Below are 25539 nucleotides of genomic sequence, written 5' to 3' on the forward strand. Positions count from 1 at the left end.
GTGAGCAAAAATGACAGAGTTAGTGCCGTTAACTGAACTGCAGATGAACCGGAGCGGGGATATCGCTGAAAGACTCAGACAATTTGTGCAGGACAAAGAGGCCTTTTCGCCTAACACGTGGCGACAGCTTCTGAGCGTGATGCGGATCTGCAATCAGTGGTCGGAAGAAAATCAGCGCAGCTTCCTGCCGATGAGCGCTGATGATTTGCGCGACTATCTTACTTTCCTGGCTGAAAGCGGGCGGGCTTCCTCCACCGTCACGTCACATGCGGCTCTGATTTCGATGTTACACCGTAACGCGGGTCTGCCCGTGCCCAACACCTCGCCGCAGGTTTTTCGTGCGATGAAGAAGATCAACCGGGTGGCGGTGATGAGTGGCGAGCGGGCGGGACAGGCTGTGCCCTTCAGGCTGAGCGATCTGCTGGCGCTGGACAGGCAGTGGTCAGGTGCTGACAGCCTCCAGGCGCGCCGCGATCTGGCCTTTCTGCACGTCGCATACGCAACGCTGCTGCGTATCAGTGAACTGTCGCGGTTACGGGTGCGTGATGTGATGCGTGCCGGTGATGGACGTATCATTCTGGATGTGGCCTGGACCAAAACCGTCGTACAGACCGGTGGATTAATTAAAGCCCTCAGTACGCGTTCCACCCAGCGGCTGGAGGAGTGGCTGGACGCGTCCGGACTTTCCGGCCAGCCCGATGCCTATCTGTTTACCGCCGTTCATCGCTCGGGACGTTCCCTCCCAGCCGAAAAACCTATGAGCACCCGGGCTCTGGAGCAGATTTTCGAACGCGCCTGGCGCTGCGCGGGAAAAGCCGGAGGCGTGAAGGCCAATAAAAATCGCTATACCGGCTGGAGTGGCCACAGTGCAAGGGTCGGCGCAGCACAGGATATGGCAGACAAAGGCTACCCCATAGCCAGAATCATGCAGGAAGGCACCTGGAAAAAGCCGGAGACGCTGATGCGCTATATCCGTCATGTCGAAGCGCATAAAGGGGCTATGGTGGAGTTTATGGAACAGCATGCTGACGGCACATTGCCTGATTAACGCTGACATAAAAGCGCGCTCAGCGTCTTCGGCGGATGAAGTTATCCACAGAAAAAGTGGACAGCCTGTGAGTAAACCGGTACGGGACGGCACTTTTCGGGCTCTCTTACTGAACCATCTCACTGATTAACAGGCGGTTTCGCCGTTTCCTGACGCGTCGCCGCCATTGTATTCAGAATTCCGGTCTGGCCCCTGGTCACTAACTGACGCTATCTCCGGGTGATCGGGTCAGGCATATCCGCCCTGCTTATCACAATTGCCGTGGCAGCCCTGACAGCGTCCTTTCTCCTCCCTGAACATGATGGGGATGTTCTGCACACGGTTCCCTGCTTTGCGCAGTGCCAGCAGAATGATGACATTCAGCACTACGATACATAAGATGCAGATCGCGCTGAATGCGGGATGACGGGCAAACGTGACCGTCTGATAAAAGAGCGTCGCCGTGGTGTAGGCGATGTTCAGTCCCCAGAAAAAGGAGAACATCATCCATTTTTTGCCTGCTTCGCGTGCAATCGCTCCCATGACGGAGACACAGGGAACGTAAAGCAGCACAAAGATTAAATAGCTATAGGCGGCAAAGCCGCTGCCAAATTTATCCGACATCACACTCATCGGGCCGGAGGCCATCTCGCCATCACCTTTACTGGCTTCAATGGGATGCGCCAGTGCATCAATCCTGAACGCAGCCGCTAAACCAGCCCAGGTTTCAGTCAGCGCCTCTCTCAACTCACCTCCCAGGTCAAAAGCCTGCGGATCGAACGGGCTGCTCTGAATCGCCTCGGTAGTGTAAAGACTGTTGAGTGTTCCCACTACCACCTCTTTCGCCATAATGCCACTCACCAGTCCCACGGTTGCCTGCCAGTTATCCTGTGTGACACCTATCGGTAGCAGCGCCGGCGTAATCGCTTTACTGGTCGCAGCCAGTGCGGAGTGGTTAATGTCATTCACCAGCTGGCCATTGAATGCAAAACTGCTCAGTACGCCAATCAGCATGCTCACCAGGATGATGACCTGCCCGGCCCGCACCACAAACATTTTCAGCCGTTGCCACGTCTGCAGCAGCAGACTTTTGAGATGGGGCCGGTGATAGACCGGCAGCTCCATGATAAACGGTGAGGCTTCACCTCCCAGCAGGGTATGCTTGAGTACCAGCCCGGTCACGACCGCGACGACAATACCCAGCAGATAGAGGGAAAAAACCAGACTGGAGCTGTGCGCATGAAAAAATGCCGCAGCGAAAACCGCAAAGATCGCCAGCCGCGCACCGCACGACATAAAGGGTACAATCAGTACGGTCAGCAGACGCTCACGCGGCGTGTCCAGCGTGCGTGTCCCCATCACTGACGGCACGTTACAGCCAAAGCCAACAATCAGCGGCACAAATGATTTTCCCGGCAGGCCCAGTGACTGCATCAACCGATCCATCACAAAAGCGGCGCGAGCCATATAGCCCGAGTCTTCCAGAAAAGCGAGAAACAGGAACATCAGGCCAATCTGCGGAATAATCGGCAGCACTGTATTGATGCCAGCCCCGATCCCCTGCGCCAGAAACACCGTCAGCCAGGCCGGGAAGTGACAGACCGCACCCAGCCATTGTGCACCATGAATGAATATCGCCACCGAACTGCTGTCGAATAGGGGCTGCAGGGCGGCGCCGATATTGATGGAGAGCACGAACATCACATACATCACCGCCAGAAAAATCGGAATGCCCAGCCAGCGGTTCAGCACAACCTGATCAATCCGGCTGGTCAGATTCGCGGGCGCGGCCTGATCGTTATGACTGACAGCCGCACAGATTGCATTAATGGCGCGATAACGATAGTCGGCAATCTGTACACCCGCCTCTTCACCCGCCTGCTGCCTGATTTCTGGTAAGTGGGCTTCCAGTTCCGGACAAAGCTTCAGGCTGTTGATATCCCCCTCCAGCAACTGTAAGGCCAGCCAGCGGCGTTTCTGTGGCGCTGTTGAGGCGGACATCTGCTGACATAGCTGCCCGATGGCCGATTCAATCGCTGCCGGGTAGCATACCTGCTCCGGTGCGCGATAAACCTGCGGTTCATCGATTAACGCTTTAAGCTGTGCAATGCCGTCACCCCGGGTTGAGGTCAGTGAAACGACCGGACAGCCCAGGCGGGCCGACAGCGCACCGGTATCGATAGTGATATTCTGGCTGACAGCGATATCCTGCATATTGAGGGCAATAATGCAGGGTAGCCCGAGTTCCAGCAGCTGAAGCGTCAGGAACAGATTGCTTTCAAGACGGGAGGCATCCACGACGTTGATTACGACATCGGCATGTTCCTGATAAAGGTAGTGGCAGGCGATGCTCTCATCGATGGAGCTTTCAGCGGACAGCGTTGTCAGCGAGCGGGTTCCCGGTAAATCGACGAGCCGGACATCTGACTGAGCGGTGAAAAACTGTCCCTCTTTACGCTCGACTGTGACGCCCGCCCAGTTCCCCACCCGCTGACGGGCGCCGGTGAGCTGATTAAACAGCGTTGTTTTGCCGGTGTTAGGATTACCAATCAGCCCGATGGTTATCTTTTTCATCAGACGATTTCCTCCAGAATAATTGCGTCCAGGTCACCCTGCCGCACCGCCAGAGTGACACGACGGGTGGAGATCTGTACCGGGTCACCCAGGGGGGCGACACGAATAATTTCAATCACTGCGCCCGGCAGCATGCCCATCGTCAGTAATTTCTGACGCCAGGTAGAATTGACCGAGGGCTGATAGCCCACTATCCGGTAGGAGCAGCCTGTGTTAATTGCCATACCCTGTTCTGCCTCTGAGTAAGAAGCACTTATTCTACAAATGATAAGCGTTTCGATTTTTGATCTGACGTCGGACAGGCAGGGGAAAATGGCCGTCAGGGTCAACGGCAGTTCAACAGGCTGTAAAAGGGATAATTCTGCGGGATTAACGAGAGGATGAGGCGAACTCAGTGGCGGATTTGTGACAGTTCCTAATCGGTCAGGCCGGTCATCTTCATGACGGTATCGCGGTCGAGGCCATTCTGCAGCATCGTCCGCGCAATTTTCAGGGTTGCGTCGCGTTCACCTTCAGAATGGCCCTTCTCTCTGCCAATCTGAATCCCTTCCTCAATGCCTTTTTGCTCAAGTTGTTGTGCGATGGTCATGAGTGCGTCTCCGTGTTGCGGCACACGCTGTGCCAGTTCGCGAACAAAGGATTGGGCGTCGGATGTTTCGCCTCCAGATGACGCTGCATGGCCGCCACCGCATAGCGCATCAGACGGAAGGCCATATGTTTGTCGGGCGTAGACTGATGCTCAATCAGAACATGAATGTAACCGTCGCCAGCGCGTGTTTTAAGGCTGTAAAGCACGTCGCTGAAATATTGCCGCAGGTCATCCTCGACAAACGAACCGGATTCCAGCGTGAGTGTGCTGAGATCACAGATTTCCCGAAGCTCTGCCGGAAGATGGATTTCCATAAAATCACGGGCAACATCTGGCTGGGTCAGAAATTGACGGAACATAGCGTCATGAGGTGTAGGGGTATAGTTTGTCTTCATCTGCCCTGACTCCGAAATAGGGACATGTTCACTACCACAGGCGCAAGAGCAACGATGCAGAGTTACAACGGACGTTATTTAAACACAGGGCACACAGCTCAACGCGTCATGCTCTTCTTACTCACGTTCTGTTTACCTTTTTAACCTGCAATAAACCTGGTTCGTTTTTTTAAAGGGATATCGTGTGCCTGCAAAAATGTCAATCGAAGCACTTCGATTAGCTATTCTCTTTGAAAAAAATTAATCGTTATTCTGGCCTGCTAATCTGCTAGACCAGCAGCGTTGAAAAAGACTTTTTTGATAAAATGACGCCGCAATACCCAGTTAATGTAACTTAAATGTTGAGGGAGTTAATATGCGCTTATTAAATATATCAGAAGCGAAAAGCGTCAGCGGTGCTGATATCGGCTACGCAGAGTTACTCGGGATGTGGAATGATGCTGGCCTGAATTCAGATTGCTGCTTCAATTATCATCGTGCCGCTAAAAGTATTAATGCTATCGGTCTGGCCAGCGCGACTGAATACAAAAGCTGGAACAATTCGTCTATGGATGAAGCCGGATGGATGCTCAACGAGGCGGGCGAGAAAGTGACCTGGTTCAATAACGGTCTTTTTATTGCTTTTCAGGTCAGTTGATTCGGCCTGCGCAGTGGGCGAATCGTTGCATTATCTGACCGCGTGATACCGGAAAAGGTTTCTGACGCCTCAGGAACCTTTTATTTAAGTTAAGCAGTGGCTTTACTGATCTGCCGCTATATTTGATCTGACATCCACCTTTGGTTTTAGTTACATCATACATATACTACAGAAACAGCTGTTACGGCCCTCCGGGCCGTGCGGGGCGGCTTGTCAAAGAGCACTCGGAGTTTCAGAACAGCTCGATGATAATTACCAGGGAGGGGCAGCGGGACTCAGGCTCGCTCGGATAATACTGCCAGCTCTTATTGGTTGTTGTAACTAACATAAAGATTAATGACAAATAATCTTGCCTTTCTTTTCCGCCTGCACATCATGGCGCAGACCTTCGTGGCTTTCATTATCCGGTATAAGTGCCAGGATGCTGTTATGGGTGCTATATCCTGCTCTCTGAATTGTCTTTGAAAACGTAATTCCTCGCGGGCTGTCAAGCAAGTAACATCATTCAATTCTTCCTGATCCGGCAAATACCCTCCCCTTGAGTCGGCTATAACGCCTTAATGACTCAGCGATTTATGTAAAAAAGAGCCACTCAGATAGGTGGCATATATAGGGTTAATTTGAAATCCAATAGTAACCTGTAATTACATTGAGGCTTTATCCCGATGCGACATCTTTGCATACCGCCAAACATAAGCGTGTGTGCTCTTCGGCGTCATTGTTCTGCCAGAAGTTAAAGCGGCTTTAAGTGGCTGGATAAGGCTGCCGTTAAAAGCGGGGGCTCAGCTTGTTATAAATGATCCAGATCAATTTAATTCACATAAATTTTTTGAACGCCCTACCGTTATCACGTCGTTTAAGAATGCGAAAACATAATACGGCATCGTCTTAAACAGGAATATACGGGAACGGTTATGAAATCCTCAGCCTTTATCCACAGAAGTGCCATTATCCTTGCCATGATGCTCTCAGCCATGTCACTGGCTGCCTGCTCCGGGAGTTACATCATCTCAACCACGGATGGTCACATGATTACCACCAAAGGCAAGCCGGCTAAAGACAAAGAGACCGGCATGATTGCCTATAAAGATACAGATGGAAATATACATCAGCTCCAGCAGCATGATGTTAAGGAAATTGTACAAAAGTAGGCCTTTTCTGCACTGAGCAGAGTTACCTCATCCTATGACTTCACGGGAAACAGGTTCGATGGAATGTCGTTTGCGCGGTCCTGGCTTAGCACTGAGTGCCTCTTCCTCTGCAATGGCGACAGGCCTCAACGCAGAACAGGGTAAACACTTCACCACCCTTAGGGCAGAGACGGGCCACTCCTCCAGCGGTATCTATCCGGACAGTCAGTGGATAAAAAGACGATAGATGACGTTGAGGTTGCTCAGACAGGAACGGGCTATAGCCTGGAGACTGGGCCAGAAATTATAACCGCCGGCGTTAAAACCACGTATGTCGTTGGCGGTATGACTTTTTAATAATCGCTGAGAAACAGATGATGAAACCTTTCCTGTTACTTTTCTTTACTCTCTGTCTGACCGGATGCGTTCAGTACAAATGGGTTAAACCTGATGCCTCTGATCAGCAGGAGATGATGGCAGAAACCGCGTGTCAGGCTCAGGCGCTGCGTGAGTTGCCGCCTGATAACATTGTCAGTGGCAAATACACGTCTCACGACGACAAGCATAAAACAACGGATACCGACTACTCCACCAGTGACGCGAACGAAAGTCAGCGCGAAATCCTGGTGAAAGATTGTATGTTCAGACAGGGCTGGCAACAGATTGAGGTTCAGCAGTGATGATCTGATGACAGGCGTGGCCGGGAGAACGCCTTCTGGCCCGTTCTGTTTCACCGTTGAAACGTTTTACAGAGGATCGTTCTCTGCCTGATCCCTGCGCTGTGCATGCGCCGCGCGTCGGCAGCGTTCAGAACAATATTTCACTTCCTCCCAGCATCTTTCCCATTTTTTCCGCCAGCTCATCGGTTTTTTGCACATTTGACAGTAACGAACCGGTAATGACTTTTTATTCCCCTTAAACACGTTACTCCCCCGCCTAATCAATCCTGACGCTGCTGTTAACCCCTCTGTTCTCTGAGTGTAGCTCAACCCGACAGCGCAACGTTTTCCGGATCACCTGATCCATGATACCATTTTCAGGCTCAGAACGGTCTCAGCTGTTTATAACCGTGTAAAATCTGACCATATTATCTGGCGAGACGGGCACATCTAAGCCTGAGCCGGTATCGACATCTGTACTCTGGCTGTTATATACAGCGTTAAACTGTACGCTTCTTAAAGGCAAATTAATTACATCAGGCAACCATCGGACTCTGTTAATGCCCGCCAAGGTTAGCGGATAGTCAGGGGCGCTATTTTGCAGGGTGTCATGCAACAGGCTGTCGATACCTGTGCGCTTTGCAATGTTTTTACGATGCTGATCATAAGATCCTCACCCACCTCAGACAGCAATGATGTGCCACGTTTAATGCATCCTGTGCAATAATACCGTCAGATAATATTACGCACGATGACATTAGCGCCCCCTGATGCACTTAGTTGTCCAGTCTGTGCCTGTATGCAGAGTAATTAGAACCGTAAATACTCTCTGAAGAACGGATTAGCGTTGCATGATTCCGCTTAAGTTATGTCCATCGGTTTAAGCACGTATTCGCGTAACATATTAAAGCCAAACGGCACGACGTTTAGTAAACTATCCGCATCCTGATTATGTTAACAGCACCAGGCCACTCCAAATAAAATTAATCAAATACAGTGCGTTACAAATAAAACCGGGCTAACCAGGCGGCCTGGAATTAACCGCTCTGGCGTTATTTAATAAGGATTTTCACAGCTTATCCCTTCCTGACAGGATAAGCATTCGCCGTTTATCTGACGCCCGGTGTAAATAATTTTATCTTTTCCTGCTCATGAACCTAATCTGAGAGCACACGGCTTCGCTTGAAAAATGGCGAACAAGTCTGGTAACAGACTGAATTATCCGATGAGGGCTGACAGGTTTTTTTTGACAGCGTACGTGAGAAAAGGGTAAAAATGCATAAATTTACTTTTGTTTAACGCTGATGCGCTAAATAGAGTTTCAACTCTCTCAGAAAGCGATTAATATGGCTGTGTTGAACTCCAGGTTCTGTATTTGATTCTTCGAAGGCAAGCATCCTAAAAAAGCAGGTCTGACGAAAAGCATCAGCGTGAACCCGCTCTGTATTTTATTATCTGAACATGACTATGGTGACTTTGATGAGTGACACTCTCAATAGCTTGAATAATATCCGTACCCTTCGCGCTAACGCTCGCGAACTTGATCTTGCTGCTTTAGAAGAAATGCTGGAAAAACTCTCCGTTGTCGTTAGCGAGCGTCGTGAAGAAGCGCAGGCTTCAGAAGCGGCTAATCGTGAAAAAGCAGAAAAACTGGCAAAATACCGCGAATTACTGCTGCAGGAAGGTATCGATCCTAACGAGCTGTTAAATGGTATGCAGACTGCGCCGACAGAGAAGAAAAAGCGTGCGCCCCGCCCTGCCAAATATCAGTACACCGATGAAAATGGCGAAGTTAAGCAGTGGACCGGTCAGGGCCGTACCCCTTCTGCGATTAAAGCTGCCATTGATGAAGGTAAATCGCTGGACGATTTCCTGATTTAATCCGGCAGGCGTTTATCAAAACCCGCCCGGCGTTGCCCGGCGGGTTTTCTGCATCCTGTTGTTTAGCGAAACGCGATGAAACTAACCCCGTCATGCATGTCTGTCATACCCTCCTGACATCACATTAGCTCCCTCAATGGCTGATCTTCCGCGTTACTGCTCTTCACCCATGACCTGGTTTCGCCCTGCCCGTTTTGCACGATACAGAGCCTCGTCCGCGCGCGCTATCAACGCCTGAGGCGCTGACGGAGAGTCAGCCGCCAGGCTTACAGCACAGCCAGCACTCAGCGTGACATGCTTTTGCGGCAGTTCAGAAGTGAGGTGCGGAATATCAAGCTGATTAACGGCTTCGATGAGGGTTTCAGCGAGATGGAGCGCGGCTGACAGCGGCTGACCCGGCAGAATAATCGCAAACTCTTCTCCGCCGTAGCGTGCCGTGAGTTCGTTTTTGCGCCGCGTGTTCTCTGCCAGCACGGCAGCGACTTTTTTCAGACAGTCATCACCGGCGACATGGCCATAGGTGTCGTTGTAACGTTTGAAATAGTCGATATCAAACAGAATCAGTGATACGGGCTCGCCGCTGAGCGCCGCCTTCTGCAGGCTCTGCATCAGCATTTGATCAAAATAGCGCCGGTTGGCGACGCCTGTCAGGCCATCACTGTGTGCCAGATTTTCTAGGGAGCGGTTAGCAGCGGTCAGCTCATCGCGCAGTCGGGTCAGCTCACGCTGATACCGCAGCGTATGCCGTGCCTGACGCAGTACAAAGTTACCCAGTAAGATGATAACGGCCAGCAGGATGAGGCTCAGTATCAGATCCTGTACCCAGCCTCTGAGCCAGTGCTGAAACAGGGCGCGTTTGTCATACCCGGCGGCAACCACCAGCGGATAGCGCTGCGATCGGACAAAACCAAAGATGCGCTGTTTACCATCCAGCGCGGCAGTCCACTGACCGCTGCCTTTATCGGCATTCGCCAGCATCTTCAGGAAAAGCGGACTCACCGAGAGGTTTTTGCCGATGTAGCTATCCGGCATTGGCCGGGCGTAGAGCACCGTACTGTCTGCCAGCATCAGCACCAGTACATCCCCTTCACTGAGTTCGTAGTAGCTGTAGAAACGGCGGAAATAGTCCACCTTGATGGTAGCCAGTAAAACGCCGCGAAACCCGTTATAGGCATCATTAACGCGCAGCGTCACCGGAATCACCAGTTCATGTGTGGTGCGACTGCGCAGTACCGGGCCAACATGCAGAGTGTTTCGCAGACTGGAGCGGTGATAAGCAAAATATTCGCGATCGGCATTATTAATATCAGGCGGTATACGGTTCATGGATGTGGCTATCCACTTACCGTGCGCATCATAGTAAAACAGGCCGTGAAGCTGAGGCAGACGGCTCTGCAGCAGGCGCATTGTCTCGCTCAGCCCCCGGCCATCCACCCCGTTCGTCGCAATCTGCTTTTCGAGCTCGCGCTGTAATTCACGCAAAGAGAGTTCGGTCTGTAAAAACGTATCGTCCGCCTGGCGCGCCTGCGATAGCGACAGGTTGACTGCCGTATCCTCAACTTTCCTGACGGTGTTGTTCCAGTCTTCACGCAACGACCAGAGATCGGATCCAATCACCAGGACAGCAAGCAATACGCCTGACAGCGTAATGCTTCTGAGAAGGGGGGAAATCCCTGACGCTGTCTCATCATTTTTACGGCGAAACTTCATGCCTGTCCTTAATAAAACCTGTTGACTGATTTAAGCACAGTTATCCCCCGGCAAAAATGTAAATCCCGCAATCCCCTTTCGATAGCGATAATCGCTATTTTATCAGCAGATTTCGCTTTTATATTACGTCGGGTCAACTCAGGGAACACACCCAAAACCGGAAAAGCAGTGCATAAATCTACAGAGAGACTTCAAATGGCATGTGGGTCAGTGTTACCCTTGCCCGCTGAAAAATTTGCACTTTATTGATTAACTTGAGTATTTGAGAATTTTGTATGAATAAGAACCTGAACAGCCTGAATAATATCCGCACGCTTCGCGCCGAGGCACGCCATCTGACTGTGGCCACGCTGGAAGAGTTACATCAGAAATTAGAGGCCGTGGTGAACGAGCGTCGCGAAGAGGAAAATGCGCGGGCAGCAGAGGCGCGTGAGAAGGCGGAGAAACTGGCCTTCTACCAGGAGCTGTTGCAGGAAGAAGGCATTGATCCGGCGGAGCTGGTCAACAGCACCCCGACCCCGGCTACCGGTAAAAAGAAACGGGCGAAGCGTCCGGCGAAATACCGTTACAGCGATGATCAGGGCCAGGTTCACTTCTGGACAGGTCAGGGCCGGACGCCCAGCGTGATCAAAACGGCCATTGATAAGGGTCAGTCGCTGGATGATTTCCTGATCTGATAAGGGTGAACGTACTGCCGTACGCTGGTTGCCCGCTGCAGCCGATCGCGGTATTCAGGCATGACCAGGCCCTGATCCTTACCCTGGTCATGCCCCATCCCGCCGCGTATGTTATTAAACACCGGTCGATCAAGAAACTGTGCCTGACTACCTTCCCCTAAGTCGGCACCACCATGCGCCAGCACGATGGCAATGTCATCGTGCTGGCGAGAATATCGGGACAGCAGTCGATACCTGATGCGATACCCGTCGTAGTTTTCAGCCCCTCCTGTCAGTGATAAAAGGCATTGCTTTCAGATTCGACAGGATTAGGCCAGACTGCCTGATAGAGAAATGACTATCCCTCTGAAAGGAGTTCCCTGTGAACCATCTTTGGAAACTGCACTGGCTGGAGGCATCAGGTCAGGTCAGGCAGTACGAATCGGTTATCGTCAGGGAAGCTGAAACCGCCTTCCACCATCTCTCGTGCGTAACAGACGTTCCACGTCTGGATATATTAATTCAGTGTGTACCGGAGGCTGTGATACCTGAAACAGGTTTTGCAGGCAGGGCTTACAGTTCGACATTGTTCGGCATGGCCATTGATCCGGTAAACCCGAACCTGTCCCGGGAGCTGCAAAATGGCGGGCTGATACGGCAGATCGTGCACGAGGTCCATCACTGTCTGCGTATGCGCGGGCCCGGGTATGGCTGGACGCTGGGCGAAGCATTAGTCAGCGAAGGTCTGGCCGGTCAGTTTGTCTGCTGGCTGCTGGAAACAGCGGCAGAACCCTGGGAGTGTGCCATCGAGCGCTGTGAATTACAGGCTAACCCGGTCCCACTGACGACGCTGCAAAGCGCCCGGTACGACCATTCAGCCTGGTTCTTCGGCACCGGTGCGTATCGCCGCTGGTATGGGTATACGCTGGGCTATCAGATGGTTGCCGCCTGGCATCGTCGTCATCGGGCATGTCCGACAGAAAAATGGTTCGGCGTCACAGCAGATGACGTCATTGCCGCGGCTCTGGAAGAGGGATTAGTCACACAGTAAAGATAAAAAAATGCCGCAGCAGGCTGCTGCGGCATGACTATTCAGGCTTCCATCAGAAATCGGCTTTCAGTACCACACGGTAATTGGCTTTACCGGCACGAACATGGTCCAGCGCCTTATTGATGTCAGACATCGGGAAATACTCAACCTGAGGGGCAATGTCAGCCCGGGAAGCGAGGCGCAGCAGGGAACGCAGCTGCCCTGGCGAACCGGTGGACGACCCCGTCACTGCCTTGTCACCCATGATCAGTTCGAAAGCACTCACTTCAATCGGCTTCATCACGGCACCCACGGTGTGGAATTTGCCCTGAGGAGCCAGCGCAGCGAAATAGGGCTTCCAGTCGAGGTCGACAGCGACGGTGCTCAGGATCAGGTCAAAACGACCCGCCTGTTTCTTCAGGGCTTCAGCGTCGCGGCTGTTAACTACTTCGTCCGCACCCATATCCAGAATTGACTGCTTCTTATCCGGGGTAGAGCTGAAGGCCACAACTTCGGCGCCCATCGCGTGCAGGATCTTAATGGCAATGTGGCCCAGACCGCCGATACCAATCACGCCGACGCGGCTGGTGGCAGTAATGTTGCTCATCAGCAGCGGTTTAAAGACGGTAATCCCGCCACACAGCAGGGGACCCGCGGTCGCTGCATCCAGCTTCTCAGGCAGCGGGATCACCCACTGCCAGTCAGCGCGCAGCTTCTCGGCAAAACCACCTTTGTTCATGATGGTCGGGATACTGCCCTGCTGGCAGTTAACCTGTTCGCCGTTGATACAGGCATCACAGTGCTGACAGCTTTTTGCCGTCCAGCCAATGCCCACTCGCTGACCGACAGAGAGTCCTTTGTTTTTAGCCGCATCACCCAGGGCAGAGACCCGGCCGATGACTTCGTGTCCGGCGATCACCGGAAACTGAGAGATGCCCCATTCGTTGTCGATCATCGACAGGTCTGAGTGGCAGACGCCACAATACTCGACCTCGACTTCAACTTCTTCGGCTGCCAGCTCGGCGGCATCGTACTCATAGAGTTCCAGGGCCTGGCCAGCCTGCATGGCTGCATAACTTTTGATTTTCATTTATACCTCTGCGTGGTTAATCACCGACAAGTGTAACAACTGCGGGCGCGGCTTGCCTGGCCGATGCGCTTATATCGCAATTTCTTACATTTTATCGAGATAAATCAGCCTTTAACCTGTGCGCCGGAGAGCGTCTGCAGCACCTTGAGCTGGGCTACTGCCTCCTGCATCGCGTCCATGCCCTGCGTGAGTTCACGCAGGCTGCCGAGGTGCTTCGCAATATCGGCGCGCTCATGTCGCGTCTGCTGATTCATGGCAGCCAGCGTGTCGGCTGCGCTGATGCTGCGCTCTGCCATCTGCGCGGCGGTCTGCGCTGAATCACTGGCCACCAGCCGGATACGTGAGATGGTGCTTACGGCCTCACTGATGTTACTCGCGGTCGCTTCAGCCTGCTCTTTCGACGAGTGCGCCAGCCGACGAACCTCGCCCGCCACCACGGCAAAGCCGCGTCCCGCCTCGCCTGCGCGCGCCGCTTCGACTGCCGCATTCAGGGCCAGAATATTGGTCTGGAAAGCAATGTTGCTGATGCCGTGCGTAATGTCGTTGATGCCGTTAGAGATTTTCTCCAGATCGTCCAGCCCCTCATCCAGCCGGCCCTGTGCCTGCTGACTTTCCGTCGCGATGTTACTGATGTTACGGATGCTGCTCTCCGCCAGGCTCAGGGTTTCGCCCTGGCTCTGGGTCGCCAGTTCCAGAACCGGCAGCGCTTCCATCAGCGGAGTCAGTGCCTGCTGATAGGTGATCACCCGATCAAGCACCCGCGTCTGGATGCTGTTCAGCGCTTCCCAGCGACGCAGACCGCGTTGCGCGTAATGCGCGGCATAACCGGCATACTCCACCGGGAACTGGCTCATGGCTTTCACATCGCGATTGAAGAAGACCAGCGCCGAAAGCGTCTGGTTGATCGGCACGCCCAGAATTTCGCCGAAGCTGGAAAAACCGGCAGCGGCAATCCCTTTAAAGAAATGGGTATTGTGCAGCTTGTCGGCATTGCCGACGCGGCGCAGGATACAGTCATTCATCAGAATCGCCGCCGGTTTACCGTGCTGAGCGGTAAACGCCTGCCACTCCTGCAGCGTCGTCTGCTGGAAATCTTTTTCCTGCATCAGGAACAGCCGGTCGCCAAACTCCAGGTCGCAGAAAAACTGCACGCCGCTGGATTCGATTTTGGCAATGGAGCGGATAAAAAACTCATCCCCGACTTTAACGCCAAAGGTTAACCCTTTCAGCCGCTCGGCCAGTTGTGCTTCACTGCAGTTGAGGTGCTCACACAGCGCCGGAACAAAGGGCTGCTGCTGACCGTGACGGTTAAATACCGAGGTGACGGTACGCGCGACCGGGTCAGCTTCAGCAATCAGCCAGCTCTGATCGCGTGGCGTAAAATTCTGACTTTTAAACGGCGCAAAGGATTTCCCTGGCGCCATCTGGCAGAAAACGATCACCGCTTTGCCCTGCAGCACCTTGCCACCGACACCGATCCAGGTGCCATCAAAAGAGATCCGGCCGCCCGCTGAACCGCCAATGGCCAGGCAGGGAAAGCGCCCGCTGTTGTACCAGGCCTGCATCAGAAAACCTTCTGATGCGGAAAGCCCGTCACAGTAAATCATGGCGAAAGTACGGTCGGCAGAGAGCGGCATCCGCACCGGTAATCGCGCCAGCTCCTGCTGGATGGCGCTGATGCGCTGGCTGGCGGTCTGCGTATCGGCGACGTGAAGATCGACAATGTGCGTCTCATGACGGGCGATCAGCGTGTCCGGTAGCCAGAGATAGCTCCCTTCCGGACCATTCCCCTCACAGTAAGTGCTCTGTGGACGGCTGCTGCTCAGCGCGCCATTCGAGGAGAGTGTCAGCACCGTCAGATCGGCAGACGTAAAGCGTTGCCATGCCTGACTGACCCGCCGGAAGTCCGCCTCAGGCGGAACAAAGGTCATCAGGATCCCGCCCGCGCGTGCGCTCAGGCCGATGGAAGAGAGTGAATCAGGCATTGCACGGCAATCGTAAGTGCCATTTGCAGGCTGGCTGCTACGCCGGAGACGCGCAGCAGGCAGGCGACTTTTGATCGTCTTGATGATCGACATATTATTATTTTCGCTTTTATAAGATTAACTTACGCATAAATTTTGCGTTTACTGGTGTGTAAAAGGAGGGCTAAATGCAGGTCCGTTCGCGTTCAGAACTCGGCGCTGAGTACCGGTTTCGTCAATGATCGGCGGGCTCAACGCCTATGGGTTATCGCCCGTAGTGGGAAAACCTTTAACGATTGCTGCAGGTGGTTTAATCAATGAATTTGTTACATTTTATTAGCATGATGTAACCCCGGACAGCGGCAGACCAGGAAGATATAAAGCTGTGCAGGCCTCTCTTCCGCCGCATCCGGATAAATTACGTGGCCGCACGGTTTCAGGAACTGAGCGGCACACTTTCCCGCTACCTTTCGTTCTGCTCCTGCCAGTGTTTTTCGCACCGCGCCCGCGCTTCAGCGGGCAGATCGCGCAAATCTGGCAATGTATCGCCGGAGCCGTAGCCCATTGATCCTGTTGCCTCCTGCTGTTCATCCTGCGCAGCAAAAGGAAGTTTCTCCTCCAGGGCCTGCCAGCTCTCGCCCTGCTGCCGGTAGATCACGGCATAAGTGGGCGTCTGGTCATCATCACCATAAATTTCATATTTCTGCTTCTGTCCACCGGAACCCAGCTCCAGCGTGTCGATTAAGGTGTCATTACGCATTGCGTTCTCCTTTTTCGTCAGGCTTTTAAGCGTAGTTCAACTGCCATGACCCTGCCGGGGCTAAAAATTCATTCTTTAACCCTCCGCTTATCAAGGAATTCATCGTCTGCCTTTGCTTAAACGAAGCGGACGACTATCCTTCCTGCTGTGGCTAGCTAGTCCTTTTTATCTTACGGAACACTGATAGGAGGTCTTTCTATGACACAACAGAAATACAGAGGTGGTGCCGGTAATTTTGCCAACGATCCAGAACGCGCGAGTGAAGCTGGCAGTGCAGGAGGCAAGGTCAGTGGGGGCAATTTCAAAAATGATCATGAAAAAGCCAGGGAAGCGGGTCGGAAAGGAGGCAAGATTAGTCGCCGTCCTTCTAAGTAGTTCTGAATAAAGCGCTTTAGGAGTTTGTACGCCATGGAGTGGCATCTCTGCCGACAATGTCCGGTGTTCTCACTCCGCCGTTTCGCTCTATTTACTTCTGAACGTTGCCGATACAGGCTGGCAGAGGAAGGGTTTATCATTCGTCTGATGAAGCACCGCGCAAATTAGTCAGTCCTGACTATCCTGAAATAAAGGATATTAATCAGGAGACAACCATGAAATTCTTCTATTTCGTTTCGCTTATTGCCTCTGCACTCTATTTACTGGCCTTTCTGCCTAAACTCCGCACTCGCCGCGAACCCATTGCCTACTGGGGATGCTGGACTTATCTTGGTGCTAACGCCATTTTCTGGGCCGTTTATGGTGTTCTGCATTACATTTAGTCGAACGCCGTAAGCAAAGCGCAAAACAGCCATTTACTCCGGCTATCCGATTGAAATCAATGGCTGTTTTAACCCTCTTCTTCACAACAGCAGAGGATGATCTCTTCTTCTGTCCGATTGTGGGATATATTGGCAGCACTCTCGTGAACCTCTCTGCATAACAGGTACTTTCGGCAATGGCTTTAATCCCTAAAAACTATGCGCGGCTTGAAAGCGGCTACCGTGAAAAAGCACTCAAACTCTACCCCTGGGTGTGTGGTCGCTGCTCGCGCGAGTTTGTTTATTCAAACCTGCGTGAACTGACGGTTCATCATATTGACCATGACCACACCAACAACCCGGAAGATGGCAGTAACTGGGAACTGTTGTGTCTCTATTGTCATGACCATGAGCACTCGAAGTATACCGAGGCTGACCAGTACGGCACCCGCGTCGTGGCAGGCGAGGATGCACAAAAGGATGTCGGTGAAGCCACCTACAATCCTTTTGCTGACCTGAAATCGATGATGAATAAGAAGAAGTAACCTCTGCCCTTCCCGCCTGTCGGGTCGCTGAACGCGCACTGACAGGCTCAGATCCTTCACTGCCGGGCGGTATAAAAATCACCCTGCAACTGACACGCCTGTTGCCCGCTGTCCACCTCCAGACAGAGATCAACATCCTCACCAAACCCGCGCTGCTGAAGTTCCCGGGCTGAAGAGCACTCGCGAAGGGATAACGGATTCATCTGCTGCCAGGCAGCGACCGCCCCCTGCGCTTCCGGGGAACAGCGGTCACGTCCGATAGCGGCAATAATGCCGCCTGCGGCCAGATAGTCTTCGATCGCAGGGCGAAGCGTGCCGTCAGGCCACCGCTCGCCGCAGGGGATAACCAGGACGCGCCGGAAGTCACGACAGGCTCTGGCAGTGAGTGAGAGATTCCGGAAACAGCCGCTGAATACCGTCACGCCACTCTCCCGCGCCAGGAACGAAATCGCTGAACCATTGGGAGAGGGAAGCACCAGTTTTTCGCCCGCGGCCAGTTTTCGCATCGACGCCGGAGAGAGACTGAAACCGCCTGAACCACTCAGCCTGTCAGGGCTGGCTGCCCTTGCTCTAATGCTGTCTGCATACGTCAACGCAGAGGCATCTTTCCAGGGGTACGGATAAACCTGTGCGCCCTGGTCGACCGCCAGACTGACACAGGTGGAAAATGACATGACGTCAACGATCACAATACAGTCCACATCCTGAGCAACGTAACCGACGGCCGCGGGCCCCCACTCAAGACGGATGTCAGACTGCGCCTGATTACACCACTGCATCTCTTATCCTCCGTGGCAGCCTGCCACTCATCGCCAGCGATCATGCGCCAGATTGCCAACGGGCGCTCGTCAGTCAGAATATCAGGCTGCGCAGGAAGAAAACGATGGCTGAAATAAATGTTTGAAAATCAATTTCCTGGCCAGCTATAGTCAGCCAGAGAAGATGAGCGACGACGCCGGAGCAGAACGATGATTTCAAAAGAGAATGCGGAACATTATCAGTGGAGTGACAGATGCGACGGCTGGTACCTGGTCAACCGCCTCTGTCATTACGGCAGGCGCGAAACACAAGAATACACTGCCGTCATATTTACGCTGAACAGGCACGCTGCACCTTCTGTTGATATTGCCCTTCTGCGGCTGTGAATATTATTGCCGCTTTAATACAGGTCATAAAATTTATCGACACAACTTTCCCTATCAGAAACTAATTAATTTCCGGGTACTTTCCGCGCCATTCACTTTTATTAAAATACATAAAAACAGTCAGTTAAAAAGTTAAAAACGATACCAATGCTTACCAGGCTTAAATTACGCACGATATTCCTGTTAAGTCATGACAGTCCGCCTCGCTTATTTACCGACAAAAACAGCGCGGCGCTCTGCTTATTTTCGCGCTGAAAAGGATGGCGCAGCACCCACCGAAACATTTTGAGAAAGAATTTCGCGACATATTAGCCAGAATCCACGCGGTTAACGATTTTCTGTACCAGACTTAGCCGATAACAATAGAGACAATGTGGAGCATTATGAAAGAGCAAAATCGCACAAATGGCATTGCCCCTTATGGTGGCGCGGCCGGTGGCTGGGGTGCATTAAAGGCGGTTGCCGATGCTATCCGCGGCCAGATGTCGGTAAAACAGGATGTTATCGCCCTGTTCAAAGTTAACCAGCCGCAGGGCTTTGACTGCCCGGGATGTGCCTGGCCGGATCCGCAACATGCCTCGTCCTTTGAGTTCTGCGAAAACGGGGCAAAAGCGGTGTCATGGGAAGCGACCAGCAAACGCACCACACCCGCCTTCTTTGCCGCCCATACGGTGACAGAACTATGGGAGCGCAGCGCACTGCACCTGGAGGGCGAAGGCCGCCTGACGCATCCGATGAAGTACGATGCCGCATCTGACACCTATCAGCCCATCGAATGGGAAACCGCGTTTCGTGAGATTGGTGAACACCTGCGCAGTTACGAAGACCCGGACAGCGTGGAGTTTTACACCTCCGGCCGGGCCTCAAATGAAGCCGCGTTTCTGTGGCAGCTCTTCGCCCGCGAATATGGCACCAATAATTTCCCCGACTGCTCAAACATGTGTCATGAACCCACCAGCGTCGGACTGCCGGAGTCCATCGGCGTCGGCAAAGGCACGGTGGAGCTGGAGGATTTCGACCACTGCGACCTGGTGTTATGCATTGGTCACAATCCCGGTACAAACCACCCTCGCATGCTGGGGACGCTGCGCGAAGTCGCCAAGCGCGGTGGCACGATTGTGGCGATCAACCCCCTGCGGGAGCGCGGTCTGGAGCGCTTTACCTCACCGCAAAGCCCGATAGAGATGCTGTCGCTCAGCTCGACTGAACTGGCCTCAACCTATTACAAAGTACGGGTGGGCGGCGATGCAGCGATGCTGAAAGGGGTGATGAAAATCCTGCTGACCCTGCATGAAGAAGCGCTGAGTCAAGGCAAACCGGGCGTCATTGATGAGGCGTTTATCACTCAGCACACCGAAGGCTTCGACGCGCTGAAAGCCGACCTGGAGAGCACCGACTGGGATCATATCCTGAAGGTCTCGGGGATGACGCGTGAAGAGATCCAGCACGTTGCCCGGCTTTATGCCAGCGCTGAACGCACGATTATCTGCTACGGCATGGGGATCACCCAGCACCAGTACGGCACCCAGAATGTGCAGCAGATTGCCAACCTGCTGCTGATGCGCGGCAACATCGGTAAACCCGGTGCAGGTATCTGTCCGTTACGCGGTCACTCCAACGTTCAGGGCGACCGCACGGTGGGCATCACGGAGATCCCGCCGCAATCGCTGCTGGACAGTATTGAGAAAGTGTTTGGCTTCCGGCCGCCGCAGAAGCATGGTCATGGTGCCGTTGAGGCGATTAAGGCGATGCGCGATGGCAAAGCCAAAGCGCTGCTCTGTCTGGGTGGTAACCTGGCAGAAGCGATCTCCGATCCACAGGTCACCTTCCCGGCGATGCGCAATCTCGATCTGGTTGTGCATATGGCGACCAAGCTGAACCGCTCACACCTGCTGCTCGGCAGGCATAACTATCTGCTGCCGGTGCTGGGCCGCACGGAGACGGATGTGCAGGCAACGGGCGCGCAGAGTGTGACGGTGGAAGATTCGATGTCCATGGTGCATGCCTCTCGCGGCTCACTCGATCCGGCATCGCCGCATCTCAAATCGGAACCGGCACTGGTGGCCGCGCTGGCTAAAGCGACCCTGCCAGACAGCGTGGTGGACTGGTCCGCGATGGCAGCCGATTACAGCCGCATCCGTGACGCCATCGAAGCGGTCTTTCCGGCGTTCGAAAACTTCAACGAGCGGATTAAGCACCCGGGTGGATTCCGGCTCTATAACGCTGCATCAGAACGCGTCTGGCATACGCCTTCCGGTAAGGCGCAGTTCAAAGTGATGCAGGGCATCAATGAAGATCCCCGCTCGCTGAAATGCCATGACCTGGTGCTGACTACCCTGCGCAGTCACGACCAGTACAACACGACCCTTTATGGGCTGAACGACCGTTATCGTGGCGTCACGGGCCGTCGTGATGTGCTGTTTATTAATGCGGAAGAGGCGGAGAAACGCCAGTTGCGGGTGGGCGACCGTGTCGATCTGATGGCGCTGGACCCGGAGGGCAATCCTACCTCCCGCCAGATGAAAAACCTGACGATTGTGATTATCGATATGGCACCCGGATCGGTCGGGGCCTACTATCCGGAAGCCAACGTGATGGTACCGCTCGACAGCCACGACACGCAGAGCGGCATTCCGGCTTACAAAAGCATTCCGATCGCCATGACGCGCGTGACGGAGGAGACGCAGACAACGTCGGGTGTGCTGCGCTGATCCTGCGTGTCGCAAAGGGTGAGACCTGATGTTACCCGCGTGGCCGGCGTGCCGGTCACGCGGGTTTTTTCGTCCCGGCCAGGCGCCCCGCTGCGCCGGATTGAACACGGCCAGAGCACCTGCCGTGAAGCAGACCTGGCCAACTCATCCTATACCTTACCGTGCTAAAACGGTTTCATTCGCTATCCTCTCTTAACTGCCTGCGCTGACCGTCAGCGCCTCACCGGAAGATTGCCATGTTTCACCTGATTTTCAGCTTACCCAGCTGGTATGTCATTGCCCGCGTCATTATTCCTTTGTCCCTGCCCCTGTCCGTAAAAATCCTGCTCTCTGCACTGGCGCTGCTGGCCTCTCAATATCTGCTGGTGAGTCGCTTCACATCCGGCGGGATCTTCTCGGCCGAGATGCCCCGCGCCATCATCATTCTGTTTAACTGGGCTTACGGCACCGTGCTGCTGCTGGCCGTGTTTCAGATCGTGCTGGATGCTGTCATGCTGCTTGCCCTGCTGCTGCGACATCCGCTGCCGCTGTCGCCCGGTGCGCGCTATCTGACCGTCCTGCTGGCGATGGGGCTGGCGGCTTTCGGGGTTCAGCAGGCAATACGGGTGCCTCCCGTCAAAGAGGTGACGCTGTTCCTGCCGAATCTGCCTGCTGAGTTTGATGGCTATCAGCTTCTGCAACTGACCGACCTGCATATCACGCGACTGTTTAATGCTGCCTGGACCCGCGCCATGGTGGAGCGGGCGATGTCCCTCCGGCCCGACCTTATTGTGGTGACGGGGGATGTGATCGATGGCAGCCTGGAACACCGGCGGCATGATGTTGCGCCACTGCACGGTCTGGCTGCGCCCGACGGCGTCTGGGCCATCACCGGCAATCACGAATATTTCTTTCATCAGGCGATCTGGACGGCGCATCTGGCTTCGCTGGGGCTGCAGCCGCTGCTTAACAGCCATACGGTGATTCAGCGCGGTGAAGCCAGTCTGGTCATTGCGGGTCTGCCCGACGCCTCCGCACCGCGCAGAGACGCGACCGGTCCCGATCTGGCCCGGGCACTGGAGCAGGTTCCCGAAAACGCCCCCATTATTCTGCTGGACCACCAGCCACGTCATGCCCGCGAGAACGCCGCACAGGGTGTCGATGTTCAGCTCTCCGGCCATACGCACGGAGGTCTGATTGTCGGGCTGGATCGCCTGTTTGCAAAACCCAACGCCGGTTTTGTTTCCGGGCTTTATCAGGTCGGCGGAATGCAGCTTTATGTCAACAACGGCACGGCGCTCTGGCCTGGCATGGCGATCAGGCTGGGCCGCCCCTCGGAGCTGACCCGGATTACCCTGCGCCGTCAGCCCTGAGGCGATAAAGGCGCCGCCAGGTGCGCATCATCCCGATCGAGACAAAGGAGAACATCATGACCCTGTTATGTACCGCCTGTGGCACCGCCTATCCTGCTTCGGCTACGCATCAGCACTGTAAAATCTGTGAGGATGAGCGTCAGTATGTCCCGGCTTCCGGCCAGGGCTGGATCCCGTTCGACCAGCTGCGCGCCAGCCACGCCAATAAATGGACGGCACACAGTGAGGCGCTGTTAAGTTTTAAAACCGTGCCGGCTTTTGCCATCGGCCAGCGCGCTTTTCTGCTGCGGATGCCGCAGGGCAACGTGCTGTGGGACTGCCTTGCCAACCTTGATGATGCCACCTTTACGCTAATCGCGGCGCTGGGCGGCATTGATGCCATCGCGATTTCACATCCGCACTACTACACCACGATGCAGGAGTGGGCGGAGGCGTTTAACGCGCCCATTCATCTGCATGCCCGTGATCGGCAGTGGATCGTCCGGGAGAGCCCGCATATCCGGCTCTGGCAGGGCGACTCGCTGACGCTGATGCCGGGTGTGACGCTGTTACGGCTGGGGGGGCATTTTCCGGGTGGCTGCGTGCTGCACCGGGACGAAGCCGACGGGATCATTCTGGCGGGTGATATTCTGCAGGTTACGCCGGGTGCGCATGGCGTATCGTTTATGTGGAGCTATCCGAACATGCTGCCGCTCTCTGCGGCCACGGTTGGTGACCTTCTGCAGCGGCTCTCGGGTGTGACATTCGGACAGCTTTATGGTGCCTTTGAAGGTCAGGATATCCTTCAGCAGGCGAAAGAGAAGGTGATGCGATCGGGAGAGAAGTATCTCGCCTGTCTGCAGGATCATCAGGCGTGACACAGTAATCGAACAGCCGCCCCTTCAGGCGACGGCTGTTCCGGTCTTATCAGGCCGTTTTGAATAGCGCGACCAGGGTACGCAACTGAACGGCCCGCCCGGCAAGCTCATCCGCAGAAGAAGCGGACTCTTCAACCAGCACGGCGTTCTGCTGGGTGACCTGATCCATCTGGTTGACCGCAATATTGACCTGCGAAATGCCGCTGGTCTGCTCTTCCGTGGAGGAGGAGATATCGCGCATCAGCTGAGAAGTCTGTTCAATCGCGCTGACGCTCTGCTTCACTCTGTCCCCTGCGTTCCGGGCCATCGTGATCCCTTCCTGCGCATGAAGCACCGACTGCTCAATCAGACTCTTGATCTCTTTGGCTGCTGTCGCTGAACGCTGTGCCAGCGCCCGCACCTCTGAGGCAACAACGGCAAAGCCTTTACCCTGCTCTCCGGCACGCGCCGCTTCAACCGCCGCATTCAGTGCCAGAATGTTGGTCTGGAAAGCAATGCTGTCGATTACCGACGTGATCTCTTCAATTTGTCCCGAACTGCCGCGGATTTTGTGCATGGTTTCCATCACCGAATCCATGGCCGAGCCACTGGAGAGGGCCGCCTGTGTCGCAGAATCCGCGCGTTCAGAGGCAAAGCGGGTGTTCTCGGCATTCTGCTGCATGATGGACGCCAGTTGCTCCATGCTGGCAGCCGTTTCCGCCAGGGACGCCGCCTGCTCTTCGGTGCGTGACGAGAGGTCGCCATTGCCGCGGGCAATCTCTTCCGACGAGCTGGCGATGGTCGCGGCGTTGCCTTTGATATCGGATACCAGCTGGGCAAGACGCTGCTGCATCTGCATCAGGGCATTCAGCAGCTCAGCCATTTCGTTGCTGCCGGACACGGTCAGCTCTGCCGTCAGATCACCGGCGGCAACGCGACTGGCGACTTCCACGGCCTCTCTGACCGGCCGGGTGACCGAACGGGTGATCATCACGGCCAGCAGGATCGCCAGCAGGGCAATCGCCAGAAGGCCAGACAGCAACAGATACTGTGCATGTCGGCGCTCATCGATTTGTGACTGCAGGAGTATCTGCAGCTGGTTGCTGCTCTGACTGCTCAGCATGCCATAGCGATTAATCGCTTCGGTTAAGATACGGACATATTCAACCGGCGTAATCGTGACATTCCCGGTCACAATTGCCCCTTCAGCCTGCTGCAGGGCATTCAGAGCCTGCTGTCTGGCATTCTGCGCCAGCTCGCCGAACATCGCTTTGAGATCCGGTTCAATGGTGAACACCTTATCCATGTTACTGCTGAACTGTGACAGCGCCGTTTTGCCATTATCGATCTGGAAGGCCAGGCGACTGCGATCGGCATCAGAGATGTTACCGCTGGCGATCAGTGAGGCCCCCCCGCCACGGATCTGACCCAGCGTCTCGGTCAGCAGCGGCAGTCGGCTAAAAACACTGACGATCAGCTGGTAGGTATTCAAATCAGCATCCAGTGAGAGCTGATAGTAATCCAGTACATCCTGATTCGTTTCCAGCAGAACCTGAATCAGATGCGTGTGCCGTGCCAGGCTGGTCGCCAGCGTCAGTCGTCCGCCAACCAGATCTTCCTGCAGCTGACGCCACTCCTGATTAACCTGGTCCAGACGCGTTAATGGCTGCGCCTGCTCACTGCTTTGACGCAGATCGGCAGCAATGCTTTCAGATACGCTGTTGATCTGGGTTACTAACGCCAGACGCGGTGGGTTATCCATTCTGTTCTGGCCAATGGCGATGGCGCTTTCTGCACGATGACGCTGCAGCAGGCTCAGCAGCTGCAGCACTTTTTTCTCAACCGGAATACCGGTGAGTTCAACTTTCTTTGTGTCAATGAGCTGGTTGCCCGTCTGAATAAAGAGAAAAGTGGGTAAAACAAACAGCACCAGTGCAAAGGCTCCCAGTAAAAGGAATTTTGCTGGCAAATTAATCCGGTCGAGTACTTTTTTCATTTTTTTCCGCTCTGATGTGTTAAGCATGCAGGTGATGTCATACCCAAAATGGGTAATGTAATTTTATTTTTACGAATTTTCATTTGCAGCCCATAGCGGTTTGCGCGTAGCACGA

22 protein-coding genes and 1 pseudogene are annotated in these 25539 nt (G+C 54.2%); 13 read left to right on the top strand and 10 right to left on the bottom strand.

From position 1 onward, the window contains the following. Window positions 1-10: 10 nt before the first annotated feature. Complete coding sequence (locus tag AC6I7A_RS22110) at window positions 11-1048, top strand: tyrosine-type recombinase/integrase (protein WP_058958135.1); 1038 nt, start codon at window positions 11-13, stop codon at window positions 1046-1048. Between the two features lie 228 nt (window positions 1049-1276). On the opposite strand, the gene feoB is transcribed toward AC6I7A_RS22110, so the two are convergent. The 3 genes and pseudogenes from feoB to AC6I7A_RS22125 all read right to left on the bottom strand — a co-directional run bounded on the left by feoB (window position 1277) and on the right by AC6I7A_RS22125 (window position 4585). Continuing rightward, complete coding sequence (feoB, locus tag AC6I7A_RS22115) at window positions 1277-3601, bottom strand: Fe(2+) transporter permease subunit FeoB (protein ID WP_058958134.1); 2325 nt, start codon at window positions 3599-3601, stop codon at window positions 1277-1279. Continuing rightward, window positions 3601-3825, bottom strand: coding sequence for a FeoA domain-containing protein (locus AC6I7A_RS22120; RefSeq protein WP_058958133.1), 225 nt, complete (start codon window positions 3823-3825; stop codon window positions 3601-3603). The genes feoB and AC6I7A_RS22120 overlap by 1 nt, the downstream gene beginning before the upstream one ends. Window positions 3826-4016: 191 nt before the next feature. After that, window positions 4017-4585 (bottom strand): annotated as a pseudogene (locus tag AC6I7A_RS22125) (Rpn family recombination-promoting nuclease/putative transposase). A 355-nt stretch (window positions 4586-4940) separates the two neighbouring features. Between AC6I7A_RS22125 and AC6I7A_RS22130 the strand changes: the two are divergent. From AC6I7A_RS22130 to AC6I7A_RS22140, 3 genes are all read left to right on the top strand, one after another. Further along, entirely contained in the window at window positions 4941-5222 is a 282-nt protein-coding gene (locus tag AC6I7A_RS22130; protein ID WP_058958132.1) for a hypothetical protein, read from the top strand. Window positions 5223-6136: 914 nt separating this feature from the next. Continuing rightward, on the top strand, window positions 6137-6373 hold the full coding sequence (locus tag AC6I7A_RS22135; protein WP_058958131.1) for a YgdI/YgdR family lipoprotein: 237 nt from the start codon (window positions 6137-6139) through the stop codon (window positions 6371-6373). 353 nt (window positions 6374-6726) lie between these two features. Next, complete coding sequence (locus AC6I7A_RS22140; RefSeq protein WP_058958130.1) at window positions 6727-7032, top strand: hypothetical protein; 306 nt, start codon at window positions 6727-6729, stop codon at window positions 7030-7032. 66 nt (window positions 7033-7098) lie between these two features. Here AC6I7A_RS22140 and AC6I7A_RS22145 read toward each other — a convergent pair whose 3' ends face one another. Then, a complete protein-coding gene (locus AC6I7A_RS22145; RefSeq protein WP_072215522.1) occupies window positions 7099-7275 on the bottom strand; it encodes a DUF2256 domain-containing protein in 177 nt (58 codons plus the stop codon). Between the two features lie 1215 nt (window positions 7276-8490). On the opposite strand from AC6I7A_RS22145, the gene AC6I7A_RS22150 reads away from it, so the two are divergent. Continuing rightward, on the top strand, window positions 8491-8892 hold the full coding sequence (locus AC6I7A_RS22150) for an H-NS family histone-like protein (RefSeq protein ID WP_009093130.1): 402 nt from the start codon (window positions 8491-8493) through the stop codon (window positions 8890-8892). 153 nt (window positions 8893-9045) lie between these two features. Here the strand turns inward: AC6I7A_RS22150 and AC6I7A_RS22155 are convergent, their stop codons facing one another. After that, window positions 9046-10602 (bottom strand): sensor domain-containing diguanylate cyclase, encoded by a 1557-nt coding sequence (locus AC6I7A_RS22155; RefSeq protein ID WP_058958129.1) that lies wholly within the window; start codon window positions 10600-10602, stop codon window positions 9046-9048. Between the two features lie 275 nt (window positions 10603-10877). On the opposite strand from AC6I7A_RS22155, the gene AC6I7A_RS22160 reads away from it, so the two are divergent. Further along, on the top strand, window positions 10878-11279 hold the full coding sequence (locus AC6I7A_RS22160) for an H-NS family histone-like protein (protein ID WP_058958128.1): 402 nt from the start codon (window positions 10878-10880) through the stop codon (window positions 11277-11279). Between the two features lie 361 nt (window positions 11280-11640). Further along, window positions 11641-12309 (top strand): DUF2268 domain-containing putative Zn-dependent protease, encoded by a 669-nt coding sequence (locus AC6I7A_RS22165; RefSeq protein WP_058958127.1) that lies wholly within the window; start codon window positions 11641-11643, stop codon window positions 12307-12309. Window positions 12310-12361: 52 nt separating this feature from the next. On the opposite strand, the gene ahr is transcribed toward AC6I7A_RS22165, so the two are convergent. The 3 genes from ahr to AC6I7A_RS22180 all read right to left on the bottom strand — a co-directional run bounded on the left by ahr (window position 12362) and on the right by AC6I7A_RS22180 (window position 16102). Continuing rightward, window positions 12362-13378: an NADPH-dependent aldehyde reductase Ahr gene (gene ahr / locus AC6I7A_RS22170; protein ID WP_009093125.1), complete on the bottom strand. Its 1017-nt coding sequence runs from the start codon at window positions 13376-13378 to the stop codon at window positions 12362-12364. Window positions 13379-13482: 104 nt separating this feature from the next. Further along, complete coding sequence (locus AC6I7A_RS22175; RefSeq protein WP_058958494.1) at window positions 13483-15456, bottom strand: methyl-accepting chemotaxis protein; 1974 nt, start codon at window positions 15454-15456, stop codon at window positions 13483-13485. Window positions 15457-15805: 349 nt separating this feature from the next. After that, window positions 15806-16102 (bottom strand): hypothetical protein, encoded by a 297-nt coding sequence (locus tag AC6I7A_RS22180; RefSeq protein ID WP_058958493.1) that lies wholly within the window; start codon window positions 16100-16102, stop codon window positions 15806-15808. 198 nt (window positions 16103-16300) lie between these two features. Here AC6I7A_RS22180 and AC6I7A_RS22185 point away from each other — a divergent pair, with 198 nt between their 5' ends. The 3 genes from AC6I7A_RS22185 (at window position 16301) to yajD (ending at window position 17384) form a co-directional block, all read left to right on the top strand. Next, entirely contained in the window at window positions 16301-16477 is a 177-nt protein-coding gene (locus AC6I7A_RS22185; RefSeq protein WP_009093122.1) for a con-10 family general stress protein, read from the top strand. A gap of 215 nt (window positions 16478-16692) precedes the next feature. Further along, window positions 16693-16860 carry a hypothetical protein gene (locus AC6I7A_RS22190; RefSeq protein WP_162836542.1) on the top strand — a complete coding sequence of 56 codons (168 nt, stop codon included), beginning with the start codon at window positions 16693-16695 and terminating at the stop codon, window positions 16858-16860. Between the two features lie 176 nt (window positions 16861-17036). Then, a complete protein-coding gene (gene yajD, locus AC6I7A_RS22195; protein ID WP_009093119.1) occupies window positions 17037-17384 on the top strand; it encodes an HNH nuclease YajD in 348 nt (115 codons plus the stop codon). Between the two features lie 56 nt (window positions 17385-17440). Here the strand turns inward: yajD and AC6I7A_RS22200 are convergent, their stop codons facing one another. Next, a complete protein-coding gene (locus AC6I7A_RS22200; protein ID WP_058958492.1) occupies window positions 17441-18163 on the bottom strand; it encodes a 2-phosphosulfolactate phosphatase in 723 nt (240 codons plus the stop codon). Between the two features lie 749 nt (window positions 18164-18912). Here AC6I7A_RS22200 and AC6I7A_RS22205 point away from each other — a divergent pair. The 3 genes from AC6I7A_RS22205 (at window position 18913) to AC6I7A_RS22215 (ending at window position 23449) form a co-directional block, all read left to right on the top strand. After that, on the top strand, window positions 18913-21240 hold the full coding sequence (locus AC6I7A_RS22205) for an FdhF/YdeP family oxidoreductase (protein ID WP_058958491.1): 2328 nt from the start codon (window positions 18913-18915) through the stop codon (window positions 21238-21240). A 236-nt stretch (window positions 21241-21476) separates the two neighbouring features. Beyond that, window positions 21477-22592, top strand: coding sequence for a metallophosphoesterase (locus AC6I7A_RS22210; protein ID WP_058958490.1), 1116 nt, complete (start codon window positions 21477-21479; stop codon window positions 22590-22592). 56 nt (window positions 22593-22648) lie between these two features. Then, window positions 22649-23449, top strand: a complete 801-nt coding sequence (locus AC6I7A_RS22215) for an MBL fold metallo-hydrolase (protein ID WP_498005043.1) — start codon at window positions 22649-22651, stop codon at window positions 23447-23449. A 49-nt stretch (window positions 23450-23498) separates the two neighbouring features. On the opposite strand, the gene AC6I7A_RS22220 is transcribed toward AC6I7A_RS22215, so the two are convergent. Beyond that, entirely contained in the window at window positions 23499-25424 is a 1926-nt protein-coding gene (locus tag AC6I7A_RS22220) for a methyl-accepting chemotaxis protein (protein WP_265139309.1), read from the bottom strand. Window positions 25425-25539 lie beyond the last annotated feature (115 nt).

The organism is Type-F symbiont of Plautia stali, assembly GCF_059731105.1.

Bases quoted from the DNA above. Each gene is read 5' to 3' on its own strand.
- AC6I7A_RS22110 (WP_058958135.1), top strand. From the start codon at position 11: ATGACAGAGTTAGTGCCGTTAACTGAACTGCAGATGAACCGGAGCGGG.
- feoB (WP_058958134.1), bottom strand. From the start codon at position 3,601: ATGAAAAAGATAACCATCGGGCTGATTGGTAATCCTAACACCGGCAAA.
- AC6I7A_RS22120 (WP_058958133.1), bottom strand. From the start codon at position 3,825: ATGGCAATTAACACAGGCTGCTCCTACCGGATAGTGGGCTATCAGCCC.
- AC6I7A_RS22130 (WP_058958132.1), top strand. From the start codon at position 4,941: ATGCGCTTATTAAATATATCAGAAGCGAAAAGCGTCAGCGGTGCTGAT.
- AC6I7A_RS22135 (WP_058958131.1), top strand. From the start codon at position 6,137: ATGAAATCCTCAGCCTTTATCCACAGAAGTGCCATTATCCTTGCCATG.
- AC6I7A_RS22140 (WP_058958130.1), top strand. From the start codon at position 6,727: ATGATGAAACCTTTCCTGTTACTTTTCTTTACTCTCTGTCTGACCGGA.
- AC6I7A_RS22150 (WP_009093130.1), top strand. From the start codon at position 8,491: ATGAGTGACACTCTCAATAGCTTGAATAATATCCGTACCCTTCGCGCT.
- AC6I7A_RS22155 (WP_058958129.1), bottom strand. From the start codon at position 10,602: ATGAAGTTTCGCCGTAAAAATGATGAGACAGCGTCAGGGATTTCCCCC.
- AC6I7A_RS22160 (WP_058958128.1), top strand. From the start codon at position 10,878: ATGAATAAGAACCTGAACAGCCTGAATAATATCCGCACGCTTCGCGCC.
- ahr (WP_009093125.1), bottom strand. From the start codon at position 13,378: ATGAAAATCAAAAGTTATGCAGCCATGCAGGCTGGCCAGGCCCTGGAA.
- AC6I7A_RS22175 (WP_058958494.1), bottom strand. From the start codon at position 15,456: ATGTCGATCATCAAGACGATCAAAAGTCGCCTGCCTGCTGCGCGTCTC.
- AC6I7A_RS22180 (WP_058958493.1), bottom strand. From the start codon at position 16,102: ATGCGTAATGACACCTTAATCGACACGCTGGAGCTGGGTTCCGGTGGA.
- AC6I7A_RS22185 (WP_009093122.1), top strand. From the start codon at position 16,301: ATGACACAACAGAAATACAGAGGTGGTGCCGGTAATTTTGCCAACGAT.
- AC6I7A_RS22190 (WP_162836542.1), top strand. From the start codon at position 16,693: ATGAAATTCTTCTATTTCGTTTCGCTTATTGCCTCTGCACTCTATTTA.
- yajD (WP_009093119.1), top strand. From the start codon at position 17,037: ATGGCTTTAATCCCTAAAAACTATGCGCGGCTTGAAAGCGGCTACCGT.
- AC6I7A_RS22200 (WP_058958492.1), bottom strand. From the start codon at position 18,163: ATGCAGTGGTGTAATCAGGCGCAGTCTGACATCCGTCTTGAGTGGGGG.
- AC6I7A_RS22205 (WP_058958491.1), top strand. From the start codon at position 18,913: ATGAAAGAGCAAAATCGCACAAATGGCATTGCCCCTTATGGTGGCGCG.
- AC6I7A_RS22210 (WP_058958490.1), top strand. From the start codon at position 21,477: ATGTTTCACCTGATTTTCAGCTTACCCAGCTGGTATGTCATTGCCCGC.
- AC6I7A_RS22215 (WP_498005043.1), top strand. From the start codon at position 22,649: ATGACCCTGTTATGTACCGCCTGTGGCACCGCCTATCCTGCTTCGGCT.
- AC6I7A_RS22220 (WP_265139309.1), bottom strand. From the start codon at position 25,424: ATGAAAAAAGTACTCGACCGGATTAATTTGCCAGCAAAATTCCTTTTA.